The 25,763-nt window shown below is 68.5% G+C and carries 25 protein-coding genes and 1 pseudogene; 16 read left to right on the forward strand and 10 right to left on the reverse strand.

The genetic code is table 11. From position 1 onward, the window contains the following. Positions 1–50: 50 nt before the first annotated feature. Both OCH7691_RS08900 and OCH7691_RS08905 read right to left on the reverse strand, forming a co-directional pair. Positions 51–860 (reverse strand): class I SAM-dependent methyltransferase, encoded by an 810-nt coding sequence (locus tag OCH7691_RS08900; protein ID WP_085883015.1) that lies wholly within the window; start codon positions 858–860, stop codon positions 51–53. A gap of 67 nt (positions 861–927) precedes the next feature. Next, a complete protein-coding gene (locus tag OCH7691_RS08905) occupies positions 928–1,110 on the reverse strand; it encodes a hypothetical protein (RefSeq protein ID WP_085883016.1) in 183 nt (60 codons plus the stop codon). A gap of 91 nt (positions 1,111–1,201) precedes the next feature. On the opposite strand from OCH7691_RS08905, the gene OCH7691_RS08910 reads away from it, so the two are divergent. Then, positions 1,202–2,548, forward strand: a complete 1,347-nt coding sequence (locus OCH7691_RS08910; protein WP_217807866.1) for a ferredoxin reductase family protein — start codon at positions 1,202–1,204, stop codon at positions 2,546–2,548. Positions 2,549–2,565: 17 nt separating this feature from the next. Here the strand turns inward: OCH7691_RS08910 and OCH7691_RS08915 are convergent, their stop codons facing one another. Further along, positions 2,566–3,465, reverse strand: a complete 900-nt coding sequence (locus tag OCH7691_RS08915; protein ID WP_085883018.1) for a LysR family transcriptional regulator — start codon at positions 3,463–3,465, stop codon at positions 2,566–2,568. A 226-nt stretch (positions 3,466–3,691) separates the two neighbouring features. Here OCH7691_RS08915 and OCH7691_RS08920 point away from each other — a divergent pair, with 226 nt between their 5' ends. The 10 genes from OCH7691_RS08920 (at position 3,692) to OCH7691_RS08960 (ending at position 12,141) form a co-directional block, all read left to right on the forward strand. Further along, a complete protein-coding gene (locus OCH7691_RS08920) occupies positions 3,692–4,732 on the forward strand; it encodes an ABC transporter substrate-binding protein (RefSeq protein ID WP_085883019.1) in 1,041 nt (346 codons plus the stop codon). Next, complete coding sequence (locus OCH7691_RS08925) at positions 4,729–5,544, forward strand: ABC transporter ATP-binding protein (protein ID WP_370853110.1); 816 nt, start codon at positions 4,729–4,731, stop codon at positions 5,542–5,544. Before OCH7691_RS08920 ends, OCH7691_RS08925 begins: the two co-directional genes overlap by 4 nt. Then, positions 5,544–6,365, forward strand: coding sequence for an ABC transporter permease (locus OCH7691_RS08930; RefSeq protein WP_085883022.1), 822 nt, complete (start codon positions 5,544–5,546; stop codon positions 6,363–6,365). The genes OCH7691_RS08925 and OCH7691_RS08930 overlap by 1 nt, the downstream gene beginning before the upstream one ends. Positions 6,366–6,398: 33 nt before the next feature. Next, positions 6,399–7,751, forward strand: coding sequence for an FAD-dependent oxidoreductase (locus OCH7691_RS08935; protein WP_085883024.1), 1,353 nt, complete (start codon positions 6,399–6,401; stop codon positions 7,749–7,751). A 42-nt stretch (positions 7,752–7,793) separates the two neighbouring features. Continuing rightward, positions 7,794–8,981: a CaiB/BaiF CoA transferase family protein gene (locus OCH7691_RS08940; RefSeq protein WP_085883025.1), complete on the forward strand. Its 1,188-nt coding sequence runs from the start codon at positions 7,794–7,796 to the stop codon at positions 8,979–8,981. After that, positions 8,978–9,751: an enoyl-CoA hydratase-related protein gene (locus tag OCH7691_RS08945; RefSeq protein WP_085883027.1), complete on the forward strand. Its 774-nt coding sequence runs from the start codon at positions 8,978–8,980 to the stop codon at positions 9,749–9,751. The genes OCH7691_RS08940 and OCH7691_RS08945 overlap by 4 nt, the downstream gene beginning before the upstream one ends. Positions 9,752–9,775: 24 nt before the next feature. Further along, the gene (fdxA, locus tag OCH7691_RS08950; RefSeq protein ID WP_085883028.1) at positions 9,776–10,123 is read left to right on the forward strand and encodes a ferredoxin; all 348 of its coding nucleotides are present in this window, start codon (positions 9,776–9,778) and stop codon (positions 10,121–10,123) included. 41 nt (positions 10,124–10,164) lie between these two features. Further along, on the forward strand, positions 10,165–10,260 hold the full coding sequence (locus OCH7691_RS23495) for a GNAT family N-acetyltransferase (RefSeq protein WP_217807867.1): 96 nt from the start codon (positions 10,165–10,167) through the stop codon (positions 10,258–10,260). 3 nt (positions 10,261–10,263) lie between these two features. Next, positions 10,264–10,689 carry a GNAT family N-acetyltransferase gene (locus OCH7691_RS08955; protein WP_085883030.1) on the forward strand — a complete coding sequence of 142 codons (426 nt, stop codon included), beginning with the start codon at positions 10,264–10,266 and terminating at the stop codon, positions 10,687–10,689. A 114-nt stretch (positions 10,690–10,803) separates the two neighbouring features. Further along, the gene (locus OCH7691_RS08960) at positions 10,804–12,141 is read left to right on the forward strand and encodes an MATE family efflux transporter (RefSeq protein WP_217807868.1); all 1,338 of its coding nucleotides are present in this window, start codon (positions 10,804–10,806) and stop codon (positions 12,139–12,141) included. A gap of 48 nt (positions 12,142–12,189) precedes the next feature. On the opposite strand, the pseudogene OCH7691_RS23640 reads toward OCH7691_RS08960, so the two are convergent. The 4 genes and pseudogenes from OCH7691_RS23640 to OCH7691_RS08980 all read right to left on the reverse strand — a co-directional run. After that, positions 12,190–13,206 (reverse strand): annotated as a pseudogene (locus OCH7691_RS23640) (AbrB family transcriptional regulator); the annotation flags it as partial. Beyond that, on the reverse strand, positions 13,203–14,150 hold the full coding sequence (locus OCH7691_RS08970) for a M14 family metallopeptidase (protein WP_217807869.1): 948 nt from the start codon (positions 14,148–14,150) through the stop codon (positions 13,203–13,205). The gene OCH7691_RS08970 and the pseudogene OCH7691_RS23640, both read right to left, overlap by 4 nt. 100 nt (positions 14,151–14,250) lie before the next feature. Further along, the gene (locus tag OCH7691_RS08975) at positions 14,251–14,961 is read right to left on the reverse strand and encodes a hypothetical protein (RefSeq protein WP_139839593.1); all 711 of its coding nucleotides are present in this window, start codon (positions 14,959–14,961) and stop codon (positions 14,251–14,253) included. Positions 14,962–14,975: 14 nt separating this feature from the next. Continuing rightward, complete coding sequence (locus OCH7691_RS08980) at positions 14,976–15,965, reverse strand: GlxA family transcriptional regulator (RefSeq protein WP_085883036.1); 990 nt, start codon at positions 15,963–15,965, stop codon at positions 14,976–14,978. 256 nt (positions 15,966–16,221) lie between these two features. On the opposite strand from OCH7691_RS08980, the gene OCH7691_RS08985 reads away from it, so the two are divergent. Genes OCH7691_RS08985 through OCH7691_RS09000 form a run of 4 tightly spaced genes read left to right on the forward strand, consistent with a single transcriptional unit; the run spans position 16,222 to position 21,415 of the window. After that, positions 16,222–17,478: a sarcosine oxidase subunit beta family protein gene (locus OCH7691_RS08985; protein WP_281251907.1), complete on the forward strand. Its 1,257-nt coding sequence runs from the start codon at positions 16,222–16,224 to the stop codon at positions 17,476–17,478. 22 nt (positions 17,479–17,500) lie between these two features. Then, positions 17,501–17,791, forward strand: coding sequence for a sarcosine oxidase subunit delta (locus OCH7691_RS08990; protein WP_085883037.1), 291 nt, complete (start codon positions 17,501–17,503; stop codon positions 17,789–17,791). After that, positions 17,788–20,796 carry a sarcosine oxidase subunit alpha gene (locus OCH7691_RS08995; protein ID WP_085883039.1) on the forward strand — a complete coding sequence of 1,003 codons (3,009 nt, stop codon included), beginning with the start codon at positions 17,788–17,790 and terminating at the stop codon, positions 20,794–20,796. The genes OCH7691_RS08990 and OCH7691_RS08995 overlap by 4 nt, the downstream gene beginning before the upstream one ends. After that, complete coding sequence (locus tag OCH7691_RS09000; RefSeq protein ID WP_085883041.1) at positions 20,789–21,415, forward strand: sarcosine oxidase subunit gamma; 627 nt, start codon at positions 20,789–20,791, stop codon at positions 21,413–21,415. Before OCH7691_RS08995 ends, OCH7691_RS09000 begins: the two co-directional genes overlap by 8 nt. Here the strand turns inward: OCH7691_RS09000 and OCH7691_RS09005 are convergent. Both OCH7691_RS09005 and OCH7691_RS09010 read right to left on the reverse strand, forming a co-directional pair. Continuing rightward, a complete protein-coding gene (locus OCH7691_RS09005; protein WP_085883042.1) occupies positions 21,412–22,200 on the reverse strand; it encodes an SDR family NAD(P)-dependent oxidoreductase in 789 nt (262 codons plus the stop codon). The genes OCH7691_RS09000 and OCH7691_RS09005 overlap by 4 nt on opposite strands. A gap of 27 nt (positions 22,201–22,227) precedes the next feature. Then, entirely contained in the window at positions 22,228–23,208 is a 981-nt protein-coding gene (locus OCH7691_RS09010; RefSeq protein ID WP_085883044.1) for an adenylate/guanylate cyclase domain-containing protein, read from the reverse strand. Between the two features lie 150 nt (positions 23,209–23,358). On the opposite strand from OCH7691_RS09010, the gene OCH7691_RS09015 reads away from it, so the two are divergent. Further along, positions 23,359–24,291, forward strand: coding sequence for a pseudouridine-5'-phosphate glycosidase (locus tag OCH7691_RS09015; protein ID WP_085883046.1), 933 nt, complete (start codon positions 23,359–23,361; stop codon positions 24,289–24,291). 1 nt (position 24,292) lies between these two features. On the opposite strand, the gene OCH7691_RS09020 is transcribed toward OCH7691_RS09015, so the two are convergent. Beyond that, on the reverse strand, positions 24,293–25,597 hold the full coding sequence (locus OCH7691_RS09020) for a D-alanyl-D-alanine carboxypeptidase (protein WP_085883048.1): 1,305 nt from the start codon (positions 25,595–25,597) through the stop codon (positions 24,293–24,295). Positions 25,598–25,763 lie beyond the last annotated feature (166 nt).

Consider the following 25,763-nt stretch of genomic DNA (forward strand, 5'->3'; position numbering starts at 1 on the left):
CGCCGGGTTACGAACACGGTCGGTGAGGACGTTCATGACTGCAACGGCACTCAGATGGCCCTGGCGCTGCCGAGCAGGTAGGGCCAGCGTATGGTGATCCGCCCGTTCTCGCGTTTCGCCTCGGCGCCCGCGCGAAGTTCCTCGGTGATTGCCTTGCGGGCGGCGGGCGCCTGCAATTCGATCAGCATCGCCGCCCGGACTGTCGACTTGTAGATCAGATCGATGAACTCCTGACCGTTCGCCGGTTCATGGAGCGCGACTGCGCGGTCGAAGGCGATGGCAGTGAAGCCTGCATCGTGGAGCGCCGCCCGCGCTGTCGCTTCCTCGGCAAACCGAAAAGGCGGAGGAGCGGGCGGCAGCGGCACGTCGAGCCTGCCATGACGCTTGATGGCAGCCATCAGCATGGCGAACATCTCCCAGCCTTCATCCGGCGGGAGCCAGGTCGTGTAGAGGAAGTGCCCGCCGGGTGTCAGCACGCGTGCCGCTTCGCGAAGGGCGCCGTCGGCGTCGGCCAGATGCCAGAGACCGAAAGCGGAAACGGCGATATCGAAGCTGTCATCCGGCAGGGTGAGGGCCTCCGCGTCACCCATGCGGATGTCGGCCGAGGGGGCTCTTGCCGCCGCGATCCCGACCATGGTCGGTGAAAAGTCGACACCCGTGACCGTTGCGCCGCGGTCGCTCGCCGCAGCGGCAAGATCGCCCGGGCCGCAGCAGATGTCGAGCAGCCGCTTTCCCTCCAGCGACCCGGCCGCGCCGAGGATCGGTTCGATTGCCTGGCGCGTGATACTCGCGAAGGCGGTGTCGTAGGCATCGGCCTTCTCGGTCCAGCCGGCCTTCTCCTGTTCCTTGAACGTCGTCATTACGCTGCCGCCCCCAGTTCGGCAAACGTCACGTCGGCATAAATATTAGTAAAATGGAACATATATCTCAAGTACTGAGGCGGTTCATGCAGGAGGTCAGGCGCTCGACGAAGATGCGGGCGGCAAGGGCAAGGCGCTTCCGGGACGGCATGATGATCCCCATGCGCAGACCGGAAAGCCATGGATCGACGAGCGGGATCGCTTCCAGGGCACCTTGGCCATGCCCGGTCAGGCTGAGCGGGGCGCTCACGTGGCCGCCCCCGGGTGGAAAATTGATGTCAGTCAAAGCGAACGGGCCCGGCACGACCTAGAAAGACCCCGAGCCAGTAACGGAGGTCGTCGTGCCGCGTACGAATGTCTGGATTTTCTGGGGTTTCTGGGTCGTGCTGGGTCTGCTCTGGCTGGCCCTGAACCCGGCCATATTCTCCGCCGCGGATGTCTTCGCGTTCCGCCATCAGGTCATGCAGTTCAGCGGTGTCCTGGCGATCGCGGCAATGAGCGTCGCGATGATCCTGTCGATCAGACCGCGCTGGCCCGAGGCAAGACTGGGCGGGCTCGACAAGGTTTACCGGCTGCACAAATGGCTCGGGATCGGTGCGCTCGGCCTTGCGGTCTTTCACTGGCTTTGGTCCGAGGCGCCGAAATGGGCGGTCGGGCTGGGTTGGCTCGACCGTCCCGCCCGGGGGCCGCGGGCGGAGATCACCGACCCGGTCCAGCGCTTCCTCCTCGACTATCGCGACGCGGCCGAAGGTCCCGGCGAATGGGCCTTCTACGGCATGCTCGTCCTTCTGTTGATCGCATTGATCAAGCTGATCCCCTATCGCCTGTTCCGCTACAGCCACCGGGTCATGCCGGTCGTCTATCTGCTGCTGGCATTTCACGCCGTCATCCTGCTGGACTACGAGATGTGGCTGACGCCGCTCGGCCTCGTCATGGCGATCCTGCTGGGTGCCGGCTGCCTCGCGGCCGTCGTCTCGCTCTTCGGGCGGATCGGCGCGGGCCGGCGCGTGGCCGGCGAAATCGTGGCGATGCATCACTACCCGGGCGTCCACTCGCTCGAGACCGTGGTCAGGCTCGGCCCCGGCTGGCCGGGGCACGAGGCCGGGCAGTTCGCCTTCGCCACTTCCGACAGGCTGGAAGGGGCACACCCCTATACGATCGCCTCCGCGTGGGATCCGGCCGAGCCGTGGATCACCTTCATTTCGAAGGAACTGGGCGACCATACAACTGGCCTGGTCGACCGTCTGAAGGTCGGGCAGAAGGTGACCGTCGAAGGCCCGTATGGCTGCTTCACCTTCCATGACGGCGCGCCGCGCCAGATCTGGGTCGGCGCGGGCATCGGGATCACACCCTTCGTCGCCCGGCTGAAGGAGATGGCGAAGCGCGACGGCGGCGCGGCGCGGCCCGGGATCGACCTGTTCCACAGCACGCGCGAGGTCGACGAGGCGGCGCTCGAACGCCTGGCGGAAGACGCCCGCGCCGCCAACGTCCGCCTCCATCTGCTGATCGACGGGCGCGACGGCCGGCTGACCGGCCAGCGCATTCGCGAAGCCGTTCCGGAATGGCGGGAGGCGAGCCTCTGGTTCTGTGGGCCCGGCGGCTTGGGCAAGGCCCTTCGGGCGGATTTCGCCGCCCGCGGCATGCCAGTCGACGCGGCCTTTCACCAGGAACTCTTCGAATTGCGCTAGCGCACTGCCCTGCCGGCTCAGGTGCTCAGGCGGTTCATGCAGGAGGTCAGGTGCTCGACGAAGATGCGGGCGGCAAAGGCGAGGCGCTTCTCGGACGGCACGATGATCCCCATCCGGAGCTCGGAAAGCCGTGAATCGACCAGCGGGATCGCCATCAGCGTGCCTTCCTCCAGCTCCCGGCGGACGCCGATCTCGGTCAGGAAGCCGAGGCAGACATTCGCCGCGACGACCCGTTTCACCATGTCGAGCGCGTTGGTCTCGACCCGCGTCATCTGCGGCTCGGTGGTGGCGGCGAGTTCCTCGCGCAGGGAATCGGTGACGATCCGGCTGCCGTAGATCAGCGCCAGCGGGTAGCCGGCGCATTCCTGCAGGCGGACGAAGCGGCGGGTCGCCAGCGGATGCTGCGGCGAGACGATCAGCTTCAGCGGGGCCGGGATCTCCGCGACCACGTGGGCGAGCGGGAGCGAATCGGGCAGGAACGAAATCCCGACATCGACCTCGCCGGTGGCGACCGCCTCGACGATCGCCTCCGGCGGCGCCTCGTTGACCGCGAAGGTGATGCCTGGGTGGTCGATGGCGAATTCGCTGACCGCGTCGGGCAGGAATTCCAGCAGCAGCGATTCCAGCGCCGCGATGCTGACATGGCCGGTCTTGAGGTCGCGCATATGCTCGATGTCGGACCGGGTGCGCTCGAACTCGTACAGCGTGTTCCGGGTATGGCGGATCAGGATCTCGCCGGCCCGGGTCAGGCGGACGCCGTCGGCGAGGCGCTCGAACAGGCGGGTGCCGAGTTCCTCCTCGAGCTTCAGGATCTGCCGGTTGACCGCCGAGGAGGCGACGTTCAGCGACTGCGCCGCCTTGCGGATCGAACCCCGGCGGGCGACCTCGTCGAAATAGCGGAGAACCACCGCATGCATGTTCCAGCTCCCCGTTCCGCGCCGCCATGGTGATGCCGAAAAGGCAGCGCTTAGAGCGAAAAATTGCGCTTCTGATTATCAGGGGTGCGTGTCACGCTTTCGTCAATCAGAAAGTCGAAAGCGGCGGAAAACGTCGCGCGGCCCCAGGGCCGGGACAGCCTTGTACAGGGTACCAGGCGCGCCAAGCGCCGGAACAGGTGAGACGGCAGGCAGGGAGAACCAGCCAATGACACGACATTTCAGGTCCTTGAACCGGCGCCAGATGCTGGCCGGGACGGCGATGACGGCCGCCGCCCTCGGCATGGGCGGAACGCTGCTCGGCATTTCGCGCCCGGCGCATGCGGCGACCACGGTCAACATGCAGCTCGGCTGGCTCGCCAGCAACGGCGTCATCGGCGAGGTGGTCGCCAGCAAGCTCGGCTATTACGCCGAGAGCGGCATCGAGCTCGAGATCACCCCGGGCGGGCCGAGCGTCGACGGCGTCGCCTCGGTGGCCGCCGGCCGCGCCATGGTCGGCCAGCTTTCCTCGAGCCCGTCGCTGATGCTCGCGCGTTCCGCCGGCATCCCGATCAAATGCATCGCCGCCGGCTACCAGAAGCACCCCTTCACCTATTTCTCGCGCGAACAGGCGCCGATCCGCTCGGCCCAGGACATGGTCGGCAAGACCATCGCCACCAACAAGACCGCCTACATCCTGCTCCGCGCGCTGCTCGCCAAGAACGGCATTGCCGAGGACCAGGTCACCATCGTGCCGATGGGCAGCGACATGAACCAGCTGATGACCGGCCAGGCGCAGGCGGTGACCGGCTGGCTGACCAACACCAACGCGCTGAAGGTGATCGGCGACGACCGCGTCGACCTGATGCTCTGGGACACCGGCATCCAGCTCTACGCCAATCCCTACTATGTCACCGACCAGACGCTGGACACGGAATTCGACACCGTCGTGAATTTCCTGAAGGGCTCCGCCCGCGGCTGGGAATACGCCTACAACAACCCGGAAAAGGCGGTCGACATGCTGGTCGAGGCCTATCCCCGGATGGAAAAGGCGTCCGAGATGGAGGCCATCCAGGGCGTCCTCGGCTTCTCCTTCACCGACAAGACGAAGGCCAAGGGCTGGGGCACCATGGAGACCGACAACTGGGCCGAGCAGATCGAGATCTACGCCAAGCTCGACCAGTTCAAGGGCGAGGTGCCGAAGGTCGAGGATGTCATGACGCTCGCGGTCCTCGAGGCGACCGCCGACGTCAGGCCCAAGATCGGCTGATGGGCGCCACCGCGGTCATGGAGCCGGAGGTCGTTGCCGACTCCGGCTCCGGCGCCCTCATCCTGGACGACGTCACGGTCCGCTTCGAAACCGACAGCGGGCCCGTGACGGCGCTCGAGAATATCTCGCTCGCGGTCGAGGAGGGCGGCTTCCTGACCATGCTCGGGCCGTCCGGCTGCGGCAAGTCGACCCTGCTCCGGGTCGTCGCCGACCTGGTGGCGCCGACCTCGGGCACGGTCCGCGTGCTCGGCGGCAGCACCGAGCAGGCGCGCACCGACCGGGCGATCTCCTTCGTCTTCCAGGATGCCACCCTGCTGCCCTGGCGAAGCGCGATCGACAATGTCCGCCTGCCGCTCGAGGTCGGCCGCAGCGCCGGCGGCCGGGTCGGCCCGCGGACGCCGGAGGAACTGCTCGACCTGGTCGGCCTCGCCGGCCGGGAGGAGGCCCTGCCGCACGAACTCTCCGGCGGCATGCGCCAGCGCGTGGCGATCGCCCGGGCACTGGTGACGCAACCGCGCGTGCTGCTGATGGACGAGCCGTTCGGCGCCCTCGACGAGATCACCCGGGACAAGCTCAACGAGGAACTGCTGCGGATCTGGCGGGAGACCGGGACGACGATCCTGTTCGTCACGCACAGCATCCCGGAGGCCGCCTTCCTCGGCAAGCGGGTCCTGGTGATGAGCGCCAACCCGGGTCGCTGCCGCGACCTTGTCGACGTGCCGCTTGCCTATCCGAGGCGCCTTCGCGACCGGGAGAGCATCGAGTTCGTGAAGATCGCCGCCCATCTCAGAGAACTCCTGGAGAGCTGCTGATGGCCGTCACCGAAGAAGCCGGCGCGACGCACGCCGCCGGCAAGAGCGAACGCAGCCTGCGCCTGGCAGCCTGGCGGCGGCGCTCGCCGCCCGTGCTCGCCGCGATCGCGATCCTGCTCGCCTGGCAACTGGGCGTCATGCTGTTCGGGGTGCCGGCCTATATCGCGCCGACCCCGCTCGACGTGCTCGGCGAGTTCGGCCGGGAATACAAGCTGCTGTTCGACAACCTGGTGCCGACGGCGCTGGAAAGCCTGGCCGGCTTCTTCGTCGGCAACCTGGTGGCGGTGCTGATCGCGATTTCCTTCGTCCACAACAAGACGGCGGAGCGCGCCTTCTACCCGCTCGCGGTCTTCGTCAACACCATCCCGATCCTCGCCATCGCGCCGATCCTGGTGCTGATCTTCGGCAACGGCTTCGCGCCCAAGGTGATGATCGCGGCGCTGATCTGCTTCTTCCCGACGCTGGTCAACATGGTGCGCGGGCTGGAATCTGTGAGCCCGCAGATGCTCGACCTGATGCGCATCCTGTCGGCCAGCAAGTCCGAGGTGTTCTGGAAGATCCGCATCCAGTCGTCGCTGCCCTTCCTGTTCGCGGCGCTGAAGATCGCCACCACGACCTGCGTCATCGGCGCCATCGTCGGCGAATGGATCGGCTCCAATTTCGGCCTCGGCGCGCTGATCCTGGAGGCGACCTACAACTTCCGCTCGCCGCTGCTCTACGCCACCGTCTTCGTTGCATCCGGCCTCGCGGTGGTCCTGTTCGCGTCGGTCACTGCAATCGAGAAGCGGTTGATCCGCTGGAAGCCGCCGACCGCCCACTAGGCCCGGCGCATCCGAATTCTGGAGGAAGAAGAGATGAACGAGATCAAGACAGTGCGCGAAGCGGCCCGCGATGTGCCGGTCGTCTCGACCTCCGATGTGCTGGTGGTCGGCGGCGGCGCGGCCGGTCTCGGCGCGGCGGTCTCGGCGGCGCGGAACGGCGCCTCGGTCACCATGCTGGAACGCTATCCGCACCTGGGCGGCATGGCCTCGGGCGGCATGGTCCTGGTGCTCGACGACATGACCAACGGCGCCGAGATCACCGTTACCGGGATCATGAGCGAGGTGATCGAGCGGATCGACCGGATCGGCCTCGCCGTCTATCCGCCGGAGGACGACCGCCGCCTCGACGAGGCGATGTTCCGGCGCTGGGCGCGCTGGGGCTGCAACGATTTCCACCAGCCGGGCAAGCTGCAGCCGATCATCTATTCGGTCGCCTTCGACCCGGACGGCTGGAAGCGGGTCTCGCTCGACCTGGTCAAGGAAACCGGGGTCAACCTGCGGCTCCACAGCTGGTTCTCCGAGCCGATCGTCGAGGACGGCCGGATTCGCGGCGTGATCTGCGAGACCAAGATGGGCCGCCAGGCGATGCTGGCCGACGTGGTGATCGACGCCACCGGCGATCTCGACGTCGCCTACCGGTCCGGCGCCGAATTCACCCAGGGGGCCTATATCGTCACCACCGTGTTCCGGCTCGGCGGCGTAGACACCGACACCGCCGAGGCCTTCGAGTGGGAACAGCCGGACGTCTACCGGAAGCTCGACCGGCAGGCCCGGCGGATCATCGGCGGCGCGTGGGAGCGCTGGTGGCTCAAGACTCCGCTTCCGGGGATCGTCTGGTGCAATTGCCCGCACATGACCGGTTACGACGGGCTCTCGGTCGAGCATCTGACGGCGGCCGAGTTCGACGGCCGCGAACGGATGGTCAACCTGCTCGAATTCGCCCGCGCCAACATGCCGGGCTTCGAGAAGTCCTACCTGCTCGACAGCGGCGAACAGATCGGCGTCCGCCAGACCCGCCTCCTGCAGGGCGATTATGTCGTCACCAAGGAGGATATCGTCAGCCGCCGCCACTTCCCCGACAGCGTCTGCCGGGGCCGCGACTACTACACGCCCTACCGCTCGCTGCTGCCGCGCGGGATCGAGCAGATGGTCGTTGCCGGGCGTCATTACTCGGCGACGCCGGAGGCCCAGAAGATGTCGCGCGAGATCCCGCCCTGCATGGCCCAGGGCGAGGCGGCGGGGATCGCCGCGTCGCTGGCGCTGAACGGCAACGTTCCGGTCCGCGAGGTCGATCCGGCGGCGATCCAGAAACAGATGCGCGCCCAGGGCGCCGATCCGGGCGACGTGCCGTCGGCCAATGCCGCGAGCCTCGACGCCGCAGAATGACGCCGGCGCAAGCCATTCAGTCGTGAGAGAAGGGACGGGACCGTGTCCAACGGAACGCAATTGCCGCTCGACGGCATCAGGATCATCGACCTGACCCAGGTCATGATGGGGCCGTGCGCCACCCAGGCGCTCGCCGATTTCGGCGCCGACGTGATCAAGATCGAACGGCCGGGCGCCGGCGACCTGTCGCGCGGCTCGATCGAGCCCACGCCGGGCAATGTCGACAACCCGGTCTTCTGCTCGCTCAACCGCAACAAGCGGAGCGTCACCCTCGACCTCCGCGGCGAGGCGGGGCAGGCGGTCGTTCGCGACCTGGTGCGCGAGGCCGACGTCATCGTCAACAATTTCCGCCCCGGCGTGATGGAACGGCTCAATCTCGGATACGAATCGCTGAAGGCGATCAATCCGCGCATCATCTACGCCTCGGGCTCGGGCTTCGGCTCCAGCGGACCGAATGTCCACAAGGGCGGGCAGGACGTCCTCGCCCAGGCGGTGACCGGGGTGATGGCGCGCAAGCAGGACGAGCACCATCCGACCGCGGTCTACGCGACGGCGCTCTGCGACTACACCGCCGGCATGCACATGGTGCAGGGCATCCTGGCGGCAATCATCGGGCGCGGCCGGACCGGCGAGGGCCAGGTGATCGAGGTCTCGCTCTACGATTCCATGCTCGCCATGCAGATGCAGGAGGCGGCGATGCAGCTCATGCAGGGCAAGGACCTGAACTGGGCGGCGATGCCGCTGAGCGGCGTCTTCGAGACCACCGACCGCCCGGTCGTCCTGGTCGGCGCATTCAAGCAGAACCCGCTGCGCGACATCTGCGCCGCGCTCGAGATCGAGGACCTGTCGCTGCGCTATCCCGACCTGCCGTCCCAGCGCAAGGCCAAGGACGAGCTGCAGGCCCGCTTCCGCGCCGCCTTCGCCGGCAATTCCAGCGCCTACTGGCTGGCCCGGCTGGAGGAACAGGACCTGCTCTGCGCCCCGGTCCGCACGCTGGCCGAGGCGCTCGACGATCCGCAGACCGACCACAACGGCATGGTCGTCGAGGCCAAGCACCCGTCGATGGGCGCGATCCGCCTGGTCGGCTCGCCGGTCCACATGTCGGCGGCGCCGCTGACCATCCGTTATGCCCCGCCGGCGCTCGGCGCCGACACCGAGGCGGTGCTGGCCGAGGCCGGCTATTCCGAGGAACGTATCAGGGAACTGCGCAGCGGAGGCGTGCTCGGATGAGCATTCTGTACGAAGTCGCCGACCACGTCGCCCGCGTCACCATCGACCGGCCGAAGAAGCTGAACGCCATCGACGAGGCGTCGGAGGCGGCGTTGCAACGGATCTGGACCGAGATCGAGAACGATCCGGAGGTCCGCGTCGTGGTGCTGACCGGGGCGGGCGACCGGGCCTTCTCGGCCGGCGCCGACATGAGCGATTCGGCCAAGAACGGGGTCGCCTACTGGACCAGTCCGCGGCCCGGCGGCTTCGGCGGCATCGCCATGCGTTCGACCCTGGACGTGCCGGTGATCGCCCGCGTCAACGGCTATGCGCTCGGCGGCGGCTTCGAAATGGTGCTCGGCTGCGACATCGCGATCGCCTGCGAGGAGGCCCAGATGGGCCTGCCCGAGCCGCGCGTCGGCCGCCTCGCGCTCGATGGCGGGATGGTCCAGCTGCCGCGCCAGATTCCGCGCAAACTGGCGATGGGGATGCTCCTGACCGGCAACCGGATCAAGGCCCCGGACGCCTTCCGCATGGGCCTGCTGAACGAGGTCGTGCCGCGCGCCGAGCTCGACGCCGCGGTCGACCGCTGGGTCGCCGACATCCTCGCCTGCGCGCCGCTCTCACTGAAGGCGGTCAAGCAGGTGGTCGGACGGACCGCCCACATGCGGGCCGACGAGGCGCTCGCCGCCCGCCTGCCCGGGCTGGTCGACGCGCTCGAATCCGAGGACGGCCTGGAAGGCGTCGCCGCCTTCATGGAGCGACGGCCGCCGGTCTGGTCCGGGCGCTGAGCGGGGCGGAACCGGGCAACGCCCATGGCCTATGTCATCACCAGTCCCTGCATCGACGTGAAGGACGGCGCCTGCGTCGATGTCTGCCCGGTCGACTGCATCTACGAGGGCGGGCGGATGTTCTACATCCAGCCCGACGAATGCATCGATTGCGGGATCTGCGAATCGATCTGCCCGGTCGCGGCGATCTATCCCGATGACGACCTGCCGGCGGAGGAAGCGCCGTTCCTGGCCGCCAACCGGGCCTACTTTGGCGCCGAGGTCACTGGTCTCGGCCGGCCGGGCGGGGCCAGCGGCGAAAAGCATCGCCGTGACGCCGACCATCCGCTGATCGCCGCGGCACCGGCTAATCCGGACACGAAAGCGAGCTGAGATCTGCTTGGCCGGCGCGCGGGAAACTGCGATAGCAGGGCATGACCGGACCCATCCTCGAAACCCCGCGCCTCGTTCTGCGTCGCTGGAGCGACCGGGATCGTGCCCCCTTCGCGGCGATCTGCGCTGACCCGTAGGTCATGCGCTTCATCGTCGACGGCTCGGTGCGGACGGCGGAACAGGCATTCCGCGCGATCGACCTGTTCGAGCGGGAATGGGAGACGAGCGGCTTCGGCCTCTTCGCGGTGGAACGGAAGGACATCGGCGGGCTGATCGGCTTCACCGGTTTCGCGCGCCCCGATTTCCTGCCGGAGGTTCTGCCGGCGGTCGAGATCGGCTGGCGGTTCGCTCGTGCGCAGTGGGGTTCAGGTTTCGCGACCGAGGCCGCGACGGCGGCGCTCGCCTTCGGCACGGAGACGCTGCGGCTCGACGGGATCGTCAGCATTTGCCAGGTCGGGAACGACGCCTCCGCGCGGATCATGCGCAAGCTCGGCCTGGTTTTCGATCGACGGACGGTGGATCCGGGTTGCGGCCGTGCCGTCCTGGTCTGGCGTCTGCCGCGCTGAGGGTGCAGACAGCGCCCCGCTGCGATGCATTCCGATTGAACGGCGGGGCGAGCGGCTTATGCTCGGCGGCGCCCGCCGCGCGGGCGGGGACCGGCTGCAATCGGATCAAGAAACGTGCGTGAACCCATCGCGACGCCCGGACGGGCGTCCCGTCGCGACTACTGGAATGTCTGGCTGATCGCCTGGCCGGTAATCCTGTCGAATTCCACGGTGCCGCTCTTGGGCGCCGTCGATACCGCCGTCATGGGGCATCTGCCCGAGGCCCGCTACATGGGCGCGGTGACGCTCGGCGCGACGATCTTCTCGCTGATCTACTGGGGATTCGGTTTCCTCCGCATGGGGACGACCGGGATGATTGCCCAGGCCGACGGGGCCGGCGACGGCGACGAGATGCGGGCGGCGCTCGGCCGGGCGCTGCTGATCGCCTTCGCGGTCGGGCTGGCGATCCTCGCCCTGCAACTGCCGATACTCTGGCTGGCGCTCTGGATCTACCCGGCGAGCGCCGGCGTCGAGGAGCTGACCGCCGGCTATTTCCTGGTCCGGGTCTGGAGCGCGCCGGCGGTGCTCGCCAACTACTGCTTTCTCGGCGTCTTCATCGGGCTGAGCCGGACGCGCGCCGCGCTTGGCCTGCAGGTCTGGACCAACGGCGTCAACATCGCCCTCGACCTGCTGTTCGTCGTCGGCTTCGGCTGGGACGTGAAGGGGGTCGCGCTGGCGACCGTGATCGCCGACTGGAGCGCCATGCTGATCGGCGGCTGGATGGTCCTCCGCATGGTCCGGGGCGAGACGACCGGTATCGACTGGCGGCGGATCTTCGAGCCGACGGCGCTCAGGCGGACCTTCTCGGTCAATGGCGACATCTTCATCCGCACGCTCTGCCTGACCGCCGGCTTCGCCTATTTCAACGCCGAGAGCGCGCGGTTCGGCGACGTGGTGCTGGCCGCCAACGCGGTGCTGATGAACTTCCAGCATATCCTGGCCTACGGTCTCGACGGTTTCGCCTTCGCCGCCGAGGGCCTGATCGGGCGGGCGATCGGGCGCCGGGACCTTGCCGCCTACCGGGTCGCGGTCCGGGCGACGACGGTCTGCGCGGTCGCCGTCGCGGTGCTCTACGCGCTCTTCTACGGGCTGTTCGGGCCGTTGCTGATCGACCTGCTGACCGATATCGAGAGCGTGCGCGGCCTGGCGCGCGACTATCTGCCGTGGGTGATCGTCTCGCCGATCATCTCGATCTGGTCGTTCCAGCTCGACGGGATCTTCATCGGCGCGACCCAGACCCGCGATATGCGGAACGCCATGATCCTGTCACTGGCGGGGCTGGTCGTCGCGATCCTGCTCGCCGTGCCGCCGCTCGGCAACCACGGCCTCTGGCTCGCGCTCACCCTCTTCATGGTCGTCCGCGCCATCACCCTCTGGCGCGTCTACCCCCGTATCGGCGCTCGGATCGGATGAATGGTGGAACAGCGGCATGTGTCGCCGGGTCGGCGCCAGCACGCGGAATACCAGCGGCGCGACGAGCACGATCAGCAGGATCCGGAAGACATGCATCATCGAGACGAAGGCGGTGCCGATGCCGAGCGCCAGCGCGATCAGCGCCATCTCGGCCAGCCCGCCCGGCGCGAAGGCCAGCACCAGCGGTTCCCAGTCGATCCCGAGCGGCCCTGAGAGCGCGAAGGAAAGCCCGACGGTGATACCCAGCATCAGGGCCGTCGAGCCGATCGTGACGACGAGCGTGTGACGGATCGCGGCCAGCCGGACGCCGCGGAAGCGCGAGCCGATCGCCGAGCCGATGACGACCTGCGATATCGCGATGGCCAGCGACGGCGGGGTCGAGCCGGTCAGGCCCGAGAGATGAACGACCACCGAGCAGATCATCGGCCCGAGCAGGGCGGCGGCCGGCAGCCGCAGTTTCTCGCCGCCCCACCAGCCGACGATCCCGCAGCCGACCAGCACCAGCCCGTCGACAAGCCCGATATGGGCGAAATCCTGCCATAGCCGGGCAGTTGCCTCGGCCAGCGGTGGCGGCGCGGCGCCGGCCTCGAGGAAGCGGAAGAAGATCGGGATGCCGCTGACGATCAGCAGGATCCGCATGGAATGGACGAGGGCGATCCGCCGGCCGTCGCCGCCGAGCGCGTCGCCCAGCTCGACCATCGTCGTGAGCCCGCCCGGGGCCGCGGAGAAATAGGCGGTGACGACGTCGAATCCGCCGACCATGCGGAACCAGAGGAAGACCAGGGCCGTCGAGAGCGACAGGTAGAAGGCGAGCGCGGCGATCGCCGCCGGCCATTTCGCCGCCTGGGCGATGATGTCGGGCGAGAAGGCGGAGCCGAGCATCACGCCGAGCACCGCGACCATGAGGGTGCGTAGCGACGACGGCACGGCGATGGCGCGCCCGAAGAGCGCGGCCGCGGTGGTGACGATGAGCGCGCCGAGCATCCAGGGCAGCGGCAGGCGCAGGACAAAGAACAGGATCCCGCCGGCCAGTCCGAGGCCGAGCGCGGTAACGACAGGTCTCATGCGGCGCGCTTTCCGAAACGGACGGCGGTCAGCCCGGGACGGATCCGCGGCGAGGGCATCACCAGGTAGCAATCGTCGTAGGGGGTGACGATCTCGCGCCGGCCATCACGGGCAATCGGGGTGCCGGCCCGCGCGATGCAGGTCATGTTGCGGTAGCTTTCCAGGAAGGCGAAATCCCCGCTTCCGGCGGCGATCGCCTCGGTCACGTTAACGAAGACCTGCGGCCGGACGGGCGGCGGCGGAGCCGCGGCCTCCTCCAGCATGTCGAGCGCCGCCAGCAGGCGCAGTGTTGCGGTCAGCGCCATCTCGCCGCTCGCCGGGTCGAGATGCTGACCGCATTCGACGAGCAGGGCCGCGGCCCTGGCGCGCGGCGCGTCGAAGGCGCCGAAGTCGCGCATCCGGGTGCCGTTCTCGTGACCCCTGTCGGCGATCACGAATTCCGGGTACCCGACGCTTTCGGCGAGCCGGCGGCCCTTCGGCGCGGTGCCGGCGAGCGCCAGCGCCGCGCCCGGCGACTGCATCGAATGCAGGTCGAGAAGAATGTCCGCCGCCTCGACGAAGGGACGGATCTCGCGGGCGCGCTTCAGTTCGGCGCTGCTGCCGGCGCCGGACAGGCGCGGCTCCTCCCAGAGCCGGTTCATGTCCTCGTCGAGGAAACGGGCGGCAAGCGGTCGCGACGGGTCGTAGGTCTGGTAGGCCCGGACATTGCAGAAGATCAGCGTCAGCACACCCAGGAGCGGGCGGACATGGCGGCGCAACAGGTAGTCGAGGGCGATCAGCCCGCAGGGCTCGTTGCCATGCGTGATGGCGCTCACCACGACCGAGGGACCGGGCCGGCCGCTGTCCAGCCGGTGCACGTATTCGACCCCGCAGTTACCGCGCCGATAGGGCGCGATGTCGACGAGGGGAAGCTGTTGCGATGCCGTCTCCGTGCTGTCGGCCACGATTGCTGTCATCCGGTACTGGTTGCGCGAGGAGGATTAGCATTTGGGCGTAGGCGGAACAATCGTCGCGGCGCGATTTCCGGCGCGGGTCGGCCGGCCATTACGGGAAGGCGAGCGGGCGGGCATGGTGTGCGAGCGCCAGGGTTGCGGCCCGTCGCCGCTCCCGGTCGCCGATCAGGCCGAGCAGGAAGGCGTCCGCCGGACCGGGATCGCCGATCAGGGCCTGGGCGAGGGCGAGGACCTCGGGCTGCGACATGCGGGCGAGCCCCGGCGCCTCGCCGGGAAGCGCCGACAGGGCGATCGGCCTGCCGTCGTCGAGCAGGGCGCCATAGCGGCTCAGATAGGCATGGGCCTCGATCGTCCGGGGCGTCCCGCCGCGCGGATCGACGGGCAGCGGGCCGAGGGAGACGAAGTCGTAATTGACGCCGAGCGCCTCGCTGGCGTGCATGCGTTCGAGCTGGGCCGGGTCGAGCCAGGTGACATGGACCGGTGCGACCGCGCCCGGATGCGGGATCAGCGTCGCCGGGATCGCGCCATAGCCCGCGAAATGCGCCGAATAGACGGTCGCGACATCGCGGAGAGTTGCCGTGGTGACCGGGATGACGCCGGCGTCGCCGGCGAACTTGTCGGCCAGCCGGGCCGGCGCCGCGTTCGAGCCGGCGGCGATCACCGCCGTCCGCCCGTCGAACAGGCCGGCCTCCGCCGCCGGATCGAGCGACCGGACGCCGCCGCCGAGCTGGAACAGGAAGGCGCCGGCGGGGCGGTCGTAGGGATAGTCGCGGGCGCGCGCGAGCCTGGCCGGGTCGTCCATGAGCACCGCCGCCGTCAGGCGCCGGTGCCGGCGGTCTTGATCCGGCTCTTGCGCTCGTCGCCCGGCGTGTGGCCGTAATATTCCCGGTAGCATTTGGAGAAATGCGAGGCCGAGACGAAGCCGCAGGCCAGGGCCACGCCGATCACCGGCATCGAGGTCTGCTGCAGCAGGTTGCGGGCCCGGGTCAGGCGCAGTTCCAGGTAATAGCGGGTCGGCGTGCGGTTGAGATAGCGCCGGAACAGCCGTTCGAGCTGGCGGGTCGAGATCCCGGCGTTGCGGGCGAGCGCCAGCCGGCTCAGCGGTTCCTCCAGGTTGGCCTCCATCTCGGCGATCACCAGCACCAGCTTCGGATGCGAGATCCCGAGCCGTGACCGCAAGGTCATGCGCTGGAAATCCGCACCCTCGCGGATCCGCTCGTGGATCGACTGCTCGGAGACGATGGTCGCGAGTTCGAGCCCGTGCTGCTTCTCGATCAGGTGCAGCATCAGGTCGAGCGCCGCCGCCCCGCCGGCGCAGGTGAAGCGGTTGCGGTCGATGTCGAACAGGGTCGGCACCACCTCGATGTCGGGGAAGTCCTCCTCGAAGCTCGGGATGTTCTCCCAGTGCACCGTGCAGCGATAGCCGTCCAGCAGCCCGGCCCGGGCGAGATAGTGCGCGCCGGTGCAGAGCGCCCCGAGATCGGCGCCCAGACGGTCCATGCGGCGCAGGAACGAGGTGACGAAGCGGTCGTCGAAGGCATGGGTCTCGAGGCCGCCGACGACGACGAGCGTGCGAATCGCCTCCGCCTCGGCGAGTGGCCGGACCGGGGTCAGCGCGATGCCGGCCGAGGACGAGACCGGCTCGCCGTCGACGGTGAACATCTCCCAGGTATAGAGCTCCTCCGCCGACTGCCGGTTGGCGAGGCGCAGCGGCTCGATCGCCGAGACCACCGGCGCGAGGGAGAAATTCGGCAGCAACAGGAAGCCGACCCGCTGCGGGCGGCTGACTTGCGAGTTACCCAGCATTCGTCGCACCCATCACGCTTCACCCGAACCTACGCAGTCGGAGCAGGGGATGTCGAATTCGCGACATTCGATCTCATTAGCGCCTGTCATAACCACCGGCGTCAAGTGGGCAGCGATTCCCGGAGAATCGGCGGGCCGCGCGGTGCGGCGGGTGGTCGCGCCGGGCTTGTCGGCGATGTCGCTCGGGGCCTATGATTGGCGGTCTCGAGAGGCGGACGGCAACCGTCCGGGAGCAGGTCAGGAGGAAGGCTTGAGCGTGAAGCGAGGGGCCTATTCGATCTGGAGCCTGATGCGCAATGCGCTCAGCTATCACGAGAACTGGCAGCGCGCCTGGCGCAGCCCCGACCCGAAACCCCGCTACGACGTGATCATCGTCGGCGGTGGCGGCCACGGCCTCGCGACCGCCTATTATCTCGCGAAGGAACACGGCGTCCGCAATATCGCGGTGCTTGAGAAGGGCTGGCTCGGCGGCGGCAATACCGGCCGCAACACGACGATCATCCGCTCGAACTACCTGCAGGATGCCAGTGCCTCGCTCTACGAGCATTCGCTCAAGCTCTGGGAGGGACTGAGCCAGGAACTCAATTTCAACGTCATGTTCAGCCAGCGCGGGGTGATGAATCTCGCCCACAACGAGCACGACCTGCGCGAGCTGTCGCGGCGAACCCGCGCCAACTGGCTGAACGGCATCGATTCCGAGCTGCTCGACACCACCGGGGTGAAGCGCTTCTGCCCGATCATCAACGTCTCGCCGGAAAGCCGCTATCCGGTGCTGGGCGCGACCGTGCAGCGGCGCGGCGGCACCGCGCGCCATGACGCCGTCGCCTGGGGCTATGCCCGGGGCGCCGACGCGATGGGCGTCGACATCATCCAGCAATGCGAAGTCACCGGCATGCGGATCGAGAAGGGCCGGATCACCGGCGTCGAGACGACCCGGGGCGCGATCGCCGCCGGCAAGGTCGCGGTCGTCGTCGCCGGCCATGCCTCGGTACTGGCGGCGATGGCCGGCCTGCGCCTGCCGATCGAGAGCCATCCGCTGCAGGCGCTCGTCTCCGAGCCGATCAAGCCGATCCTCGACACCGTGGTGATGTCGTCCTCGGTGCATGTCTACGTCAGTCAGTCCGACAAGGGCGAACTGGTCATGGGCGCCGGTATCGACGGCTATACCTCCTACGCCCAGCGCGGCTCGCTGCCGATCATCGAGGAGATCATGGCCTCGACCATGGAACTGTTCCCGATGTTCTCACGCCTCAAGATGATGCGGAAGTGGGGCGGCATCGTCGATACCTCGCCCGACGCCAGCCCGATCATCTCCAAGATGCCGGTCGAGGGGCTCTACTTCAATTGCGGCTGGGGTACCGGCGGCTTCAAGGCGACGCCGGGCTCGGGCCATGTCTTCGCCCATACCATCGCCCGCGACCGGCCGCACCCGCTGAACCAGCGCCACACCTTCGAGCGCTTCCAGTCGGGCGAGCTGATCGAGGAACACGGCGCGGCCGCCGTCGCGCATTGACCGGGAAGGGACAGGAAACGCGATGCTGCTGATCGAATGCCCCTGGTGCGGCCCCCGCGACGAGCAGGAGTTCGGCTATGGCGGCGAGGCGCATATCGCCCGCCCGGCGAAGAGCGCCGCGCTCGACGATGCCGCCTGGGCCGACTACCTGTTTCACCGGACCAATCCGAAGGGCCTGCACTTCGAGCGCTGGTGGCACGCCCGTGGCTGCCGGCGCTGGTTCAACGTTGCCCGCGACACGGTGAGCCACGAGATCCTTGCGGTCTACCGGATCGGCGAGGCGCGCCCCGACATCGCGGACGGTGACCGATGACGACCGCCTTCCGCACCGCGAAGGGCGGACGCATCGACCGCAGCCAGTCGATCGGCTTCCGCTTCGACGGCCAGAACTACTGGGGCAACGCCGGTGACACGCTGGCCTCGGCGCTGCTCGCCAACGGGGTCCACTTCGTCGGCCGCAGCTTCAAGTATCACCGTCCGCGCGGCATCATGACCGCTGGCTCGGAAGAACCGAACGCGCTGGTCCAGTTCGGCCTCGGCGATCGCACCGAGCCGAATGCCCGGGCGACGGTGGTCGAACTGCACGAGGGCCTGGTCGCCGCCAGCCAGAACGCCTGGCCGACGCTCGGCAGCGACGTCGGGGTCGTCAACAGCTGGGCCTCCCGGCTGATCCCGGCGGGCTTCTACTACAAGACCTTCATGTGGCCGCGCTTCGGCTGGAAATTCTACGAGCGCGCGATCCGTCATGCCGCCGGCCTCGGCCGGGCGCCGGAGGGCAAGGATCCGGACCACTACGACAAGATGCATGCCCATTGCGACGTGCTGGTCGTCGGCGGCGGCCCGGCGGGGCTGTCCGCCGCGCGCGCCGCGGCGATGACCGGCGCCCGGGTGATCGTGATGGACGAGGGCCCCGAGTTCGGCGGCTCGCTGCTCTCGGAGACCGCCGAGATCGCCGGCCGGCCGGCGATGGACTGGGTCGCCGGCGTGGTCGACGAACTGGCCGAGCGGTCGAACGTCCGGCTGCTGACGCGGACCAGCGCGGTCGGCTATTACGACCACAACTTCCTCGTCGCCGTGGAGCGGGTCACCGATCACCTGGCGGCCCCGCCCGAGCATCTGCCGCGCCAGCGGCTCTGGAAGGTCCGGGCGAAGCAGGTGGTGCTCGCCCAGGGCGCGATCGAGCGGCCGCTGGTCTTCGCCGACAACGACCGGCCCGGGATCATGATGGCCGGGGCGGCCCGGAGTTACCTCAACCGCTATGGCGTCAAGGTCGGCAACCGGGTCGTCGTCGCGACCAACAACGACAGCGCCTATGCCGCCGCCGCCGACCTGCACGACGCCGGCGTTGCCGTGACGATCGTCGATATCCGCGACGAGCCGACCGGTGGCGACCTGCCGCTCGCGGCCTTCGGCAAGGGGATCGACGTCCTGAGCGGCCACGCGGTGATCGGCAGCGACGGCGGGCGGCGGGTCGAGGCGGCCTACGTTGCCCAGATCTCCCCGTCGGCGAAACGGATCGCGGGCTCGATCCAGCGCTTCGAGTGCGACGCGATCCTGATGTCGGGCGGATGGAACCCGAGCGTGCACCTGTTCTCGCAATCGGGCGGCAAGCTCGCCTACGATCGCGAGCGAACGATCTTCATCCCCGGCGAGACCCGCCAGCAGGCCCGCTCGACCGGCGCCGCGGCCGGCGACTTCTCGCTCGTCGACGCCCTCACGGACGGGCTCGCAGCCGGTCTCGAGGCGGCCGCCGACGCGGGCCACCGCAAGCGCGGCGGACGACCGCAGGCGCCGGCCGTGGCGCCAGTCATCACGGTCCCGCTGGAGCCGCTCTGGTCGGTGCCCGGCCGCGACCCGCGAGGCCGCACCAACAAGCATTTCGTCGATTTCCAGAACGACGTGACCGCCGCCGACGTGGCGCTCGCCGCCCGCGAGGGCTACCTGTCGGTCGAGCATCTGAAGCGCTACACGACGACCGGCATGGGGACCGACCAGGGCAAGAGCTCGAACGTGAATGCGCTGGCCCTGATGGCGGCGGCGAGCGGCCGGGACATTCCCGAGGTCGGCACCACGACCTTCCGGCCGCCCTTCGTGCCGGTCAGCTTCGGCGCGCTTGCCGGGCGCAACGTGGATCATCTGGCCGATCCGGTCCGCAAGACCCCGATGCATCGCTGGCACGAGACCGCCGGCGCGGTGTTCGAGGATGTCGGCCAGTGGAAGCGGCCGTTCTATTATCCGCAACGCGGCGAGGGCAAGCAGGCGGCGGTCAACCGGGAGGTCCGCGCGGTCCGCAACAGCCTCGGCATTCTCGATGCCTCGACGCTCGGCAAGATCGATATCCGCGGCCCGGACGCGCGCAAACTGCTCAACTGGGTCTATACCAATGCCTGGAACAAGCTCGAGGCCGGGCGCTGTCGCTACGGCCTGATGTGCCACGAGGACGGCATGGTGTTCGATGACGGCGTCACCGCCTGTCTCGACGAGAATCATTTCCTGATGCACACGACGACCGGCAATGCGGCGAGCGTGCTGGGCTGGATCGAGGAATGGCTGCAGACCGAATGGCCAAACCTCAAGGTCTGGTGCACCTCGGTCACCGAGCAGTTCGCGACGGTGACGATCTGCGGCCCGAATGCCCGCCGGCTGCTCGGCGAATTGTGCGGCGACATCGACCTGTCGAGCGAGGCTTTCCCCTTCATGTCGGTCCGCGAGGGTCATGTTGCCGGGCTCAGGGCCCGGGTTTTCCGGGTCTCCTTCACCGGCGAACTGTCCTACGAGATCAATGTCAGCGCCGATTGCGGGCTGGCACTCTGGAATGCCTGCATGATGGCCGGCGAGAAGTTCGGGATCACCCCGTTCGGGACCGAGGCGATGCACGTGCTGCGGGCCGAGAAGGGCTACATCATCGTCGGCCAGGATACCGACGGCACGGTCACGCCGATCGATCTCGGGATGGGCTGGGCGGTATCCGCCACCAAGGATTTCCTCGGCAAGCGTTCGCTCGCCCGTGCCGCCACCGCCGCGCCGGGGCGCAAGGAACTGGTCGGGCTGATGACCGAGACGCCGACCGACGTGCTGCCCGAGGGCGCCCAGATCGTCGAGAAGGCGCTGGAAAGCGCGCCGATGCCGATGCTCGGCCATGTCACGTCGAGCTACTATTCGCCCAATCTCGGCCATTCGATCGCGCTCGCTCTGGTCCGCGACGGGCGTAACCGGATCGGCGAGACGCTGGAGGTGCCGCTGCCGGAGCGGACTTGCCGGGTGAGGCTGACCGACCCGGTCTTCTTCGACAAGGAAGGAGCGCGCCTCGATGGTTGAGACCGTTCTTCGCCAGAGCCCGCTCAGCACCTGCCATCCGGAAGTCGGCGCCCTTGCCGAAATCGGCGAGGCCGGGGCAGCGCTTCGCGAACGGCCCTACCGAACCAAGGTCAACCTGCGCGGCGACGCCGCCGACAAGGCCTTCCTGAAGGCAGTCGCCGGCGCCACCGGTATCGAGCTGCCGCTGGAGCCGAACCGGACGGCGGTGATCGAGCGCCAGTTCGGCCCGGTCGCGACCCTCTGGCTCGGCCCGAACGAGTGGCTGTTCACCGGTGCCCCGGACCAGGCGGCGGCGCTGGTCGAGGCACTCGACGGGGCCTTGATCGGCCGTCACGCGGCGGTCAACGACCTGTCCGGCAGCCGCACGACGATCGAGCTTTCCGGCCCCCGCCATCTCGACCTGCTGGCAAAGGGCTGCGCGCTCGACCTCGACCTCGCCGCTTTTCCCGTAGGGGCCTGCGCGCAAACCCATATCGCCCGGGCGCTGGTCATCCTGCACCGCACTGCCGAGGATCGGGTCGAGATCCATGTGGCCCGCTCGTTCGCCGAGTATCTCTGGCTCTGGCTGCTCGATGCCGGCGCCGAATACGGGGTCGTCACCCTCGCTGGCGCGCCCTAGAGCCGCTTGGTCAGGACCCGCGGCCCGAGATGGGCGCCGCCGTCGAGGCGGATCGTCTCGCCGGTCGTGAGATTGGCGCCGCTGACCAGCCAGAGCACGGTCTGGGCGATGTCCTCGGGCTTCGAGACGCGGCCGAGCGGGATCGAATCCTCGAGCCGCTTCTTCAGCGATTCATAGCGTTCCTCGCCGTAGCCCTCGCGCAGCCAGCGCGTCTCGATCATGCTCGGGCAGATCGCGTTGACCCGGACTTCCGGCGCCAGCGAGCGGGCGAGCGACATGGTCATGGTGTTGAGCGCGCCCTTGGAGGCGGCATAGGCGATCGAGGAGCCGATGCCGCTCAGGCCGGCAACCGAGGAAATCATGATCACGCTGCCCTCGCCGCTCGCCTTCAGCGCCGGGGCCGCGGCCCGGGTCATCTGGTAGGTGCCGACCACGTTGACCGCGTAGATCTTGTGGAAGTCCTCCGCGTCGAGGGCCTCGAGATCGGAATGGGCGGCGAACTTGGTGGTCCCGGCATTGTTGACGAGAATGTCGATCCGGCCCCATTTCGCGGTCGCCGCGTCGGCGAGCCGGCGGCAATCGGCATCGACCGAGATGTCGCCCTGCACGAGCAGCGTCTCGACGCCTTCCGCGGCGCAGGCCTTCTCGGTCTCCTCCGCCTCGGCCAGGCTCTTCGTGTAGTTGATCACCACGTTCACGCCGTTCCGGGCGAGCAGCAGCGCGCAACCGGCGCCGACGCCCGTCGCCGATCCGGTCACGATCGCGACCTTTCCTGCAAGCGACATCAGTTCGTTCCTTCCTGTTCGGACAAGTCAATCGAGAGCCAGGGCATAGAGCGCGACCGGTTCGGTCTTGCCCCGGAGGGAGACGGGGCCGAGGGCCTCGGGTCGGGCCCAGGCGGGCAGGGCAAGCTCGCCGAGCAGGCTTTCCGAGAGCAGGCAATCATGGCCGAGCGTGCGGCAGCTCTGTTCGATCCGCGCCGCCGTGTTGACGGTGTCGCCGAGAAAGACGATTTCCTGGCGCACGTCGCCCATTTCGCCGGTCACGACCGGTCCGCCGTGCAGTCCGGCCCAGAATCCGGGGGAGACGCCGTAGCGCTTCTCGAAGACCGGTGACCGCGCGACGAGGGCGCGGTGGCAGGCGGCGACGCAATCGAGGGCGCGCGCGTTGGCGTCCCGGCCGGCCATCGGCCAGGTCACGATGATCTCGTCGCCGACATATTTGTGGATCTCGCCGCGATGGCTGAGGATCGGCCTGGTGACGGCATAGATCACGTCGTTCATCAGCCGGTGGAATTCCAGCGGGCCGATCCGTTCGGCGATCTCGGTCGAGCCTTTGAGGTCGATGAACAGGAAGATCCGCTTCTCCTCGCGCGGCCGGTGGTAACGGCCGGTGACGAAGCGTGCGAGCACGCCGGGCCCGAGCAGCCGGCGGATCGCGAAATAGATGTTGAACAGCAGGCCGAGCGCCGAGGCGAAGGCGAGCGAGATCAGCGTCTGGCTGTTCCAGCCGATTGTGCCGCGGGCGTCGTCGATCGGCACGACCGCCTCGCCGAACCAGAGCCCGCCGATGAAGACCGCGAGATAGCAGAGCGTGCGAAAGGCGAGCAGGGCGGTGAAGGGAAGGCGCCGGAACCGGTTGTCGTTGCCGGCATTCAGCAGCCCGACCTCGAGCGTCAGCAGGAGCGCCGTGATCGGGCCGCCGGTTGCCGCCCCGCGCAGCGCCCCGGCGAGTTCGCCGTCGCTGACGATCACCCCGAACAGCGCGCCGGAAAGCATGCCGACGAGCGTCATGATCAGGTAGAAGCGAATTCTCAGCCGACGTCACCGACCGCACCCGGCCGGTCCCCCTTTTGTCCCGTCGCCGCCATTTGGCGCTATAGTATGCGTCGCGGCAAGGCCGTGAGAGTAGCGGTGCGGACAAACTCTGGGAAAGTGCTTTCGATGTCACCAGTCACGATCGACCTGAGCGATGAGGTTCGGGCCGCGCTCGCCGATGGCGGCGCCGTTGTCGCGCTCGAATCGACCATCATCTCGCATGGCTTTCCCCATCCGGAGAATCTCGCGCTCGCCGGGGCGCTGGAGGACGAGGTGCGGGCCGCCGGCGCCGTGCCGGCGACGATCGCGATCATCGACGGTCGCCTGACGGCGGGGCTGGACACCGCCGCGCTCGAACGCCTGGCGCTCGGACCGGCCGTCAAGTGCACGACCCGCGATCTCGCGCCCGTCATGGCGGCGGGCGGGCTCGGCGCGACCACCGTGGCGGCGACCGCCTGGGTGGCGGCGCATCTCGGGATCGCCGTCTTCGCGACCGGCGGCATCGGCGGCGTCCATCGGACGGCGCCGGGTGAGGCGGCCTTCGACGTCTCGGCCGATCTCCTGGAACTGGCCCGGACCCCGGTCGCGGTAATCTCGGCCGGCGCGAAATCGATCCTCGACCTGCCGGCGACACTGGAGGTTCTGGAAAGCTACGGGGTGCCGGTGATCGGCTACCGGACCGACGATTTCCCCGCCTTCCACGCCCGCTCGAGCGGATTGCCGGTGCCGCACCGGGCCGACGACGTGGCAGGCCTCGCCCGGATCGTCGCCTGCCATCGCGATCTCGGGATCGGTTCGGCGATGCTGGTCTGCAACCCGCCGCCGGAGGAGATTGCCTTCGCCCGCGAGGACATGGAGGCGATGGTCGGCGACGCGCTCGCGGCGGCGTCCGCGGCGGGAATCTCCGGACCGGCCTCGACGCCGTTCCTGCTCGCCCATCTGCATCACCTGTCGGGCGGGCGGACAAGCGTGGTCAACCGGGGACTGGCGATCTCGAACGCGGCACTCGGCGCGCAACTGGCCGTCGCGCTCGCCGGCCTCGCTTCCGGAAAGGAATAAACTAGCTGCGCAGCGGGTCGCGGGTGATGTCGCCGTCCGGCGTGACGATCCAGCAGCTCACGCCGATATCGACGAGGCGCTGGCAGGCCTGGCTCGCATCCTCGACCTGGAAGCCGCCGAGCCGGGCGCGGTAGAGCAGCTGGTTCCCGGTCCTGGTCGGCTCGATCATGAATTCGCGGCTGTGCAGAACCTGCGGCAGCAAGCCGACCGCCTGGTGCAGGCGGGTGCGCGCGTTCAGCAGGTCCTGATAGGCGCCAAGCTGGATACCCCAGTTGGCGGCGCCCTTCTCTTGCGGCAGGGGCGCGGGCGCCCGCAGGGCCGCCGGGCCGACTTCCGCCGGCTTGCCGTGCAGGGCGACGACGGCGGCGCGGACCGGCCGGCCGGCAGAGGCGACGACGACCGGTTCCGCCTCGACGGCGGCGGTGCGAACCGTCGGCTTGGCGCGCGGCAGCGGCACGCCCACCGGGGTGTCGATGTCGATCATCGCGAAGCTGCGGTCGAACAGCTTCTTCATCTGGGCGTCGCGCGACTTCGGCGTACGGCCGCCGAAGACGACGCCGATCAGGCGCCGTTCGCCGCGCCGGACCGAGGCCACCAGGTTGAAGCCCGAGGCGCGGATGTAGCCGGTCTTGATGCCGTCGGTGCCCTCGTAATTGCCGAGCAGGCCGTTGTGATTGTCATAGGTCCGGCCGGCATAGGTGAAGCTGCGCTGCGAGAAATAGTGATAGTGCTGCGGGAAATCCCGAAGCATGGCGACAGCCAGCGTCGCCATGTCGCGCGCGGTCGAGCGCTGGTGCCGGTTCGGCAGCCCGGTGGCGTTGCGGAAACTGGTCCGCCGCATGCCGAGCTTGCGGGCCCGTTCGGTCATCGCGATGGCGAAGGCGGCCTCGGTCGGGGCCAGCGCCTCGGCCAGCACGGTGGCGGCATCGTTGGCCGATTTGGTGACGAGCGCGAGCACGGCGTCCTCGACCCGGATCGTCGAGCCCCGCTTGAGGCCGAGCTTGGTCGGGGCCTGTCCCTCGGCCCGGGCCGAGACCTTGAGCCGCTGGTCGAAGCGCAGTTCCCCGCGCTCGATCGCCTCGAACACCATGTAAAGGGTCATGATCTTGGTCAGCGAGGCCGGATAAAGTCGCTGGTCGGCGTTGCGGGCGTAGAGCACCTGGCCGTTGTCGGCATCGATGATGATGCCGGCATAGCGGGCTTCCGCCGGCGTTCCGGCAAAGGTGAGAATGGCGACCGTCAGCGACAACAGCAGGGTCGCGATATCCAGACGCGGGAGGCGGCCCCAGCCGAACAATTGCCTCATCGTGCCTACTTTCTCAACTTGGGCGTATAAACTGTTCTCGAATCAATCAGAATCCGAACATTTCGATTCTAGGAAATCGGCGATTCCCTGTCCAATGCAATTTTCCGCACGGGCAGGGGTCGCGATCGTTCCGGAGGCAGCGGCGGGTGCCGCTTGCGACCGGACA

The sequence above is a fragment of the Oceanibacterium hippocampi genome (assembly GCF_900172325.1).
Lineage (GTDB): Bacteria > Pseudomonadota > Alphaproteobacteria > Sneathiellales > Sneathiellaceae > Oceanibacterium > Oceanibacterium hippocampi.